Origin of the sequence: Intrasporangium sp., from assembly GCF_051961875.1 — a bacterium.
Taxonomy (GTDB): Bacteria; Actinomycetota; Actinomycetes; order Actinomycetales; family Dermatophilaceae; genus Intrasporangium_A.
Genome location: NZ_JBQCCV010000247.1, coordinates 1 through 6,831, shown reverse-complemented (window position 1 = coordinate 6,831; position 6,831 = coordinate 1). Strand labels below are relative to the sequence as shown.

Here is a 6,831-nt window from a genome sequence, read left to right as displayed (position 1 = left end):
ACCAAGGGTGCTCGGCCCACCGTGCTCGTCCTCGTGGAGAGCGACGCCCCGATCGACCGCAGCCGGCTGGTGTCCATCGCCGAGCGGGGTGCCGGCGCCGGTGTCGTGGTCCTCTGGGTCGCCGAGGCCCAGGAACTCCTCCCCTCGGCCTGCCAGACCTTCCTCGTCGTCGGCGACGACGCGAGCTCGCACGTCGGCTACGTCCACGAGGGCGAGTCGGTCCAGCCCGTCGCCGTCGACCGGGTCAGCCAGGAGGAGGCCCTGGCCGCCGCCCGCCAGCTCGCCCCGGTGGTCGACTCGGGTGTGCCAGTAGACGACCTCAGCGACCTCCCACGTGCGGTGTCGCTGCTGACCCTCATGGGCACCGAGCTCGCGAGCTCCGAGGAAGCCGTCCTGGAGCGGTGGACCGAGTCCCGTTCCATCCTGACCGGCCCCCGCGCCCCGGCCGTCCCGCCGCGCAAGGCGGGTAGCCTGCGAGGCGTCCTCGGCCAGTCGAGCCTCGGCACCTACTCGGTCGACCTGCGCACCGAGGGCCCGCACGCCCTCGTCGGCGGCACAACTGGTGCCGGCAAGTCCGAGCTGCTCCAGGCTTGGATTCTCGGCATGGCGGCGGCCCACTCGCCGCAGCGGGTCACGTTCCTGCTCGTCGACTACAAGGGCGGCTCGGCGTTCCGCGACTGCGTCAAGCTGCCGCACACCGTCGGGCTCGTCACCGACCTGTCACCGCACCTCGTCCGGCGCGCGCTCGCGTCGCTGTCCGCCGAGCTGCGCTACCGCGAGCACCTGCTCGCCCGGTTCAAGGCGAAGGACCTCGTCGAGCTCGAGCGCCGCGGCGAGGTCGAGGCCCCGCCCACGCTCATCATCGTCGTCGACGAGTTCGCGGCCCTCGTCCAGGAGGTGCCGGAGTTCGTCGACGGCGTCGTCAACGTCGCGCAGCGCGGCCGGTCCCTCGGCCTGCACCTGGTCCTCGCCACCCAGCGGCCCGCGGGCGTCATCAAGGACAACCTGCGTGCCAACACCAACCTCCGGCTCGCCCTGCGGATGGCCGACGAGAACGACTCCGAGGACGTGCTCGGCAGCAAGGAGGCCGCCTATTTCGACCCGGCCCTGCCCGGCCGCGCCGTGTCGAAGACGGGACCGGGCCGGCTCGTGCCCTTCCAGACCGGCTATGCCGGGGGGTGGACCTCCGACGTGCCGCCACCGCCGGACATGAAGGTCGCGACGCTGACCTTCGGCCCGGGAGTCGAGTGGGAGCTGCCGCGGGACGAGTCGGCCGAGCGGGAGGAGGCCGACCTCGGCCCCACCGACATCCAGCGCCTGGTCGCCACGATCGGGCGCGCCTCCCAAGCCGCGCAACTGCCGAAGCCCCGCAAGCCGTGGCTGCCCGACATGCGAGCCGTCTACGACCTCGCCACCCTCCCCACCGAGCGACGGGACGACCTGCTGGTCTTCGGCGTGGCCGACGACCCCGACAACCAGGCGCAGCCGGAGGTGGCGTTCCGCCCCGACAAGGAGGGCAACCTCGCGGTCTACGGCACCTCGGGCTCGGGCAAGTCCGTCTTCCTGCGCACCATGGCCGTGGCCGCCGGTTACACGGTCCGCGGCGGCCCGTGCCAGGTCTACGGGATCGACTTCGGCAACCGGGGCCTGGCCATGCTCGAGACCCTGCCGCATGTCGGCTCGATCATCCCGGGAGGCGACCACGAGCGGGTGACCCGCCTGCTGCGGATGCTCCGAGCGACGATCGACGAGCGGGCCGCGCGGTACTCGGCCGTGAGCGCGTCGACGATCACCGACTACCGGCGCCTGGCCGGGAGACTCGACGAGCCACGGATCCTCGTGCTGATCGACGGCATGACCGCGTTCCGCCAGGCGTACGAGGTGGGTGGCCGCTTCCAGTGGCTGGACCTGCTTGCCGGCCTCGCCGCGGACGGCCGGCCGGTCGGTGTCCATTTCATCATCGCCTCCGACCAGCGCACCGGCCTGCCGACGAACCTCGCCGCGGCAGTCCAGGGCCGCATCATCCTGCGGATGTCCAACACCGACGACTACGGCGCCTTCGGGGTCCCGGCGGACGTGCTCACCATGGCGTCGCCCCCCGGGCGCGGGCTCATGAACGGCGCGGAGGTCCAGGTCGCCGTCCTCGGCGGCTCCTCGGACGTCACCGTCCAGGCGCAAGCGATGCGGGCCTTCGCGGATGCGACCCTCAAGGCCGGTGTCCCGCCGGCCCCGCCGATCGAGAGCCTCGCCGCCGTCATCCCGGTCGCCGACCTGCCGCCCGAGGTGGGCGGGCGCCCCGTCCTCGGCGTCGGCTCGTCGTCGCTCGAGCCATACGGCTTCGAGCCGAAGGGCACCTTCGTCATCACCGGCCCCTCCGGCAGCGGGCGGACCACTGCCGTCGCCGCGACCGCCGTCGGCCTGTACCGGTTCAGCTCCAGGGCGGCGCTCTATCTCATGACCCCGCGACGCAGCTCCGAGCTGCCCGACCTCGACATCTGGGCCGAGACGGCCGTCGGGGTGGAGGCGACGACCAAGCTCGCCCACCGCCTCGCGGAGGACCTCGACGACGCAGGGATCGACCGCCCGGTCGCGATCTTCGTCGAGCGGATCGACGACCTCGCCGTCTCCGGTACCGAAACGGCTCTCGCCGCCCTCGTCAAGGCGTGCGTCGACAACGACCAGCTCGTCGTCGCGGAGGGCGAGGCGCCCTGGTTCTCCTCGAACTTCGGGCTGCAGGCACTTCTGAAGACGTCGCGGTCGGGCCTCGCGTTGCACCCGGACGGCAACGAGGGCCTCGCGGTCTTCAAGACGAACCTGCCTGCCCTCAACCGTGCTGAGCTACCCGAGGGCCGCGGGTTCGCCGTCCACAAGGGCCGGTTCGAGCTCGTCCAGGTCGCGCTGCCGTGATGAGCCGAGTCGTTTCTCACCGACCGGGCTGCTCCTGACAGGCCTTCAACCCCGCCGTCGGGCGGGGTGTGGGGCGAGGGAGCTAGCGATGTTGGGTCGGCGCGTGCCAGGTGACGCCGGAGCTCGTCACAGTGGCGGTCAGCTCCAACTGGTGGACGACGGTATGGTGCCGGCCGCACAGCAGCGCGCCGTTGGACAGGTCAGTGGGTCCGCCGTGGCACCAATGCTCGATGTGGTGCGCCTCGCACCATTGAGGGGGAATGGTGCAGCCCGGATAGGTGCAGTGCTTGTCGCGGATGGCCAGAGCTCGACGCTGCGCCGGGGTGAAGTAGCGCTCCGCATAGCCCAGGTCGAGCACACGGGAGGGACCTGAGAGTACGGCGGGGAGGATGGTCGCTTCGCAGGCCAGTCGACGGATGCTGCTGGCCGGCAAGACCTCGTCACTGTCGGTGGTGCCGCAGCCGCCGGTGTCAGCGATAGCAGCGAGCAGAGCCTCCAGGGTCATCGTGATGACGAGCTGGGTGCGGGGTGTGCGGGTGACGCCCTCGGGCGCGGCGACGGCCCGGCCGATCAGCTCGAGCAGCGCATCGGCCCGCCGGGTCGGTGCCGTTCGTGGATCGCGCCTCGTGGCGGCAGTGGTGCAGTCGGTGCGGCAGGCACATCGCGCGTCGCAGGTGCAGGTGCAGGGGCCGTCGGCGTGACGCTCCTCGAGATGAGGACAGGAGCCCACCGTGCCATCAAACGATCCCGCGGGCCGTCCATCCCCTCCCTCGTCGTCGCCGGGGTGCGGCGGGACCAGGCGCTCGCCGGGCTGCCGGTAGTGGTTCCAGTCCAGGTCAGGACGAGGACGGGCGAGCGGGTCGATGGCAGCATCGATGATCGCCGCGCCCTCCGGGTCGAGCCGCAGGCGGTATTCGGTCAGACCGGCGCTGCAGCCCACCTTGGTGAAGGAACGCCCCGCACGTAGGCGGGCGGCCTCGTCCTCCACGTCCCGTGGAGGCTTGAGCGCGATGCGTGCGTGTGCGACCAGGCGGCGCAGCTCCTTCAGGCCCAGGGTCTCGACGTGCTCGACGAGGGACTCGCAGATCTCCTGAAGCTGGAGGGGGTCGGCGACCCGGTGCACGTCGTTCCAGAACCGGACGATGACTGCCGCCTTCTGCACGGTGGCCGCGCCGCTACGCACCTTGTGCGCCAGCTCGCGCCACCGCTCCTCGGTCATCGCGGCACCGACCGCGGTCACGGCGGCGGACTGACCACCCTCGAGATTGGGGGAGTGAGCCGTGACCCAGTCGTTGCGTGAGAGGCCGTGCTCGTCCGGGATGCCGCGCCGCTCCGCCTCGCCGGCGAGCACGGCAGTCAGGGCGTGCGCCATCTCTCGGATGTCCTGGGCCTGCTCGATGGCGTCACCCAGCCCGGCAGAGGCAAGACCGGAGACCGGATAGTTGCGGGCGATGAGGCGCAGCTCCGCCGCCAGTGATGCGAGGCGGGGGGGGAGCCCGGGCAGGTCCACGATGGCCTCGTCGGAGACCCTCGCAACCGAGCGCAGCTTGAGGCTGCCCCCCGAGGGGGCCTCTCGTGTCATGGCTGCGGTGGTCATGATTCAAACATATGTGCGACCACCGACACTGCTCTGCCTGGACGACCCGCCCCTGTGGACGAGTGCCTGAAGGGCTCGCGTCCCACGAGCAGGCGCCTGACGAGTGACGCCAAACCGGCTCTGTGGACGCGCGCCTCAAGGGCTCGCGACCCACAAGCAGGCGCCCCACCGGCGGCCGGTCAGCCAGGCAGGCCCTCCTCGCGCATGAACTGCACCGTCCCCGAGGTCTCCGCGAAGCCCAGGCCCGTATAGAGCCCGAAGGCCCCAGTCGGGTTCTCCGCGTCGACCCCGATCTCGGCCGCCTCCATTCCGTCGTCCAGGAACGCCCGCATGGCGGAGAGGATCAGGGCCGTGGCGATGCCCCGGCCGCGATAGGGCCGCAGCGTGCCGAGCAGCTCGACGTACCCGGACCGGTACCCCTGCGGCTCCCAGTCCTGCTCGTACGCGGAGGACATCAGGAAGCCGGCGATCTCACCGCTCGACCGGTCCACCGCGACGAAGGACCATTCGGGCCGAAACGCCTTCGCCTCCAAGGACGCCATCCACGACTGCATCGGCCGATCCACCGAGCCCCAGTGGTCGCGGAAGCAGGCGTTGCGCACGGCCAGCGTCTCCTCCGGAGTCGAGGTCCGCCACGGCCGGATCTCCAGGCCCTCCAGGGGCGGCACCTCGATCGCCTCGCCGGCGCCGAAGGATCGAGTCAGCTCTGCGTAGTACCGGGATCGCGAGAGCCCAACCCGCTCGGCCAGACGGTGCTCGTCGGCCTTCTTGCCGTCAGAGAAGACGCTGAGCCGAAGCGGGCCGTGCTCGGGGAGGTGGTGAGCGGCATACCACTGGCGAGCGTGCGCGAGCTGCCACGTCATGACAGCCCGCCCGACCCCGCGACCACGCCAGTCGGGTCGCACCTCGCCCGCGAGGACGACGCGGCGGACCTCTCGGTCGTGGTCGGTGCACAAGGCACGCGCGATGGCGACGACCTCGCCGGTCTCGTCGCGGGCGAGCAGCGCATCACGCTCGAGATGCATCGTCGGGGAGCCGAAGTCCTCCCGCAGCTCGTCCAGTGAATGCCGTTCGCTGGGCTCGTCGACGCGCTCGACCTCGGTGAGCATCCGGCTGACGTCGGGAAGAGCCCCGGCGGTCCACGCGTTCCAGCGCAGTCCCGGCAGGGCGTCAAGGGCAGCTCGAGCTTGCTCTTCGGCGACCGCGGGGGACAGTTCGGGTGGCATGCGGCTCATGGCACCATCAAACTCGCCCTGTTGCCAATGGTTTTCCCGGCGCTCCGCCACCTGGGGATGGCACGGTGGCACCGATCGGCGCGCCATGGGGAGTGCTCCCCATCGACACCCCTGGGCCCCTCTCCTAGATTCAGGGTGTCGCCGCAAGGCACACAGGGGACAGGCCGTCACGAGGTTGGTCCGGAGTACATCCCGATCCAGTCGGGGGAGAACTAGGCAAGGAGAAGGTCATGGCTTGGCTCGGCATGAACGACGACGAGGTCCAGGCGCAGGGCAACGTCCTGCACCAGCAGGCTGAGTCGATCCAGCAGCTCATCAGCAAGGTCGACCAGGAGGTCGAGTCCCTCAAGGCGAACTGGCAGGGAGAGGACTCCCGCCAGTTCGAGCAGGAGAGGACGGGCACCCACCGCCCGGAGCTGCAGAAGGCCAAGAAGCTTCTCGAGGACATGAAGTTGACGATCGACCGCGAGGTCCAGCAGCAGCGCACGACCTCGGCGCAGTACTGATCGCGATTCGTCCAGCAACCAGCAGCTCTACGCCACAAGGCTTTTCGAAGGGGTTACATCATGGCGGTTTACAAGAAGGGTATGAACGCCGAGTCCGTCTCGGCATCCGGTGACAGGCTCGTCGCCTACAAGGGCGAGATCGACGGCATCGTCGAGGCGGTCACGAGCGCCGTCAACACCATCAAGAGCAACTGGGGCGGCCACGACGCCGACCGGTTCCACTCCGACTGGAACTCCCAGCGCCAGGTCGTCGCCCACGCCGGTGACAAGCTCGACGCAATGGGCAAGAAGTGCAAGACCAACGCGGAGGCCCAGCGGCAGGCGTCGGCCGGCGCCAGCGCCTGACCCACCGCGACGGCGGTCCGTACTCGACCGCTCCGCGGCCCACGCCGCGATGACGAGAGGCCAGTCCTCGAGTCCGCACCCTCCCCGCGTACCCGGCGATTGGCTTCTTCGTCGTTCTGGAGCCAACGCACTGGGCCCGCCTCCCATTGGGTGGCGGGCCCTGCGGCATACCGTCAGGCGGAAGGCCTGGGTGTCAGCGGGACTCCTCGCCCCGGATGAACGCCTCGAGGCGCGCGCGGCC

General features: G+C 70.6%; 5 protein-coding genes. 3 read left to right on the top strand and 2 right to left on the bottom strand.

The window, feature by feature from the left end:
• On the top strand, nt 1-2,907 hold a 2,907-nt coding region (locus tag ACTHJJ_RS14665; protein WP_440303680.1), incomplete at its 5' end, for an FtsK/SpoIIIE domain-containing protein.
• Between the two features lie 82 nt (nt 2,908-2,989).
• Here the strand turns inward: ACTHJJ_RS14665 and ACTHJJ_RS14660 are convergent.
• Both ACTHJJ_RS14660 and ACTHJJ_RS14655 read right to left on the bottom strand, forming a co-directional pair.
• Complete coding sequence (locus ACTHJJ_RS14660) at nt 2,990-4,504, bottom strand: DUF222 domain-containing protein (RefSeq protein ID WP_440303679.1); 1,515 nt, start codon at nt 4,502-4,504, stop codon at nt 2,990-2,992.
• A gap of 179 nt (nt 4,505-4,683) precedes the next feature.
• Nucleotides 4,684-5,739, bottom strand: coding sequence for a GNAT family N-acetyltransferase (locus ACTHJJ_RS14655; protein ID WP_440303678.1), 1,056 nt, complete (start codon nt 5,737-5,739; stop codon nt 4,684-4,686).
• A 230-nt stretch (nt 5,740-5,969) separates the two neighbouring features.
• Here ACTHJJ_RS14655 and ACTHJJ_RS14650 point away from each other — a divergent pair, with 230 nt between their 5' ends.
• Together ACTHJJ_RS14650 and ACTHJJ_RS14645 are read left to right on the top strand one after the other, a co-directional pair.
• Entirely contained in the window at nt 5,970-6,245 is a 276-nt protein-coding gene (locus ACTHJJ_RS14650) for a WXG100 family type VII secretion target (protein ID WP_440303677.1), read from the top strand.
• 60 nt (nt 6,246-6,305) lie between these two features.
• The gene (locus ACTHJJ_RS14645) at nt 6,306-6,590 is read left to right on the top strand and encodes a WXG100 family type VII secretion target (protein ID WP_440303676.1); all 285 of its coding nucleotides are present in this window, start codon (nt 6,306-6,308) and stop codon (nt 6,588-6,590) included.
• Nucleotides 6,591-6,831: the final 241 nt, after the last annotated feature.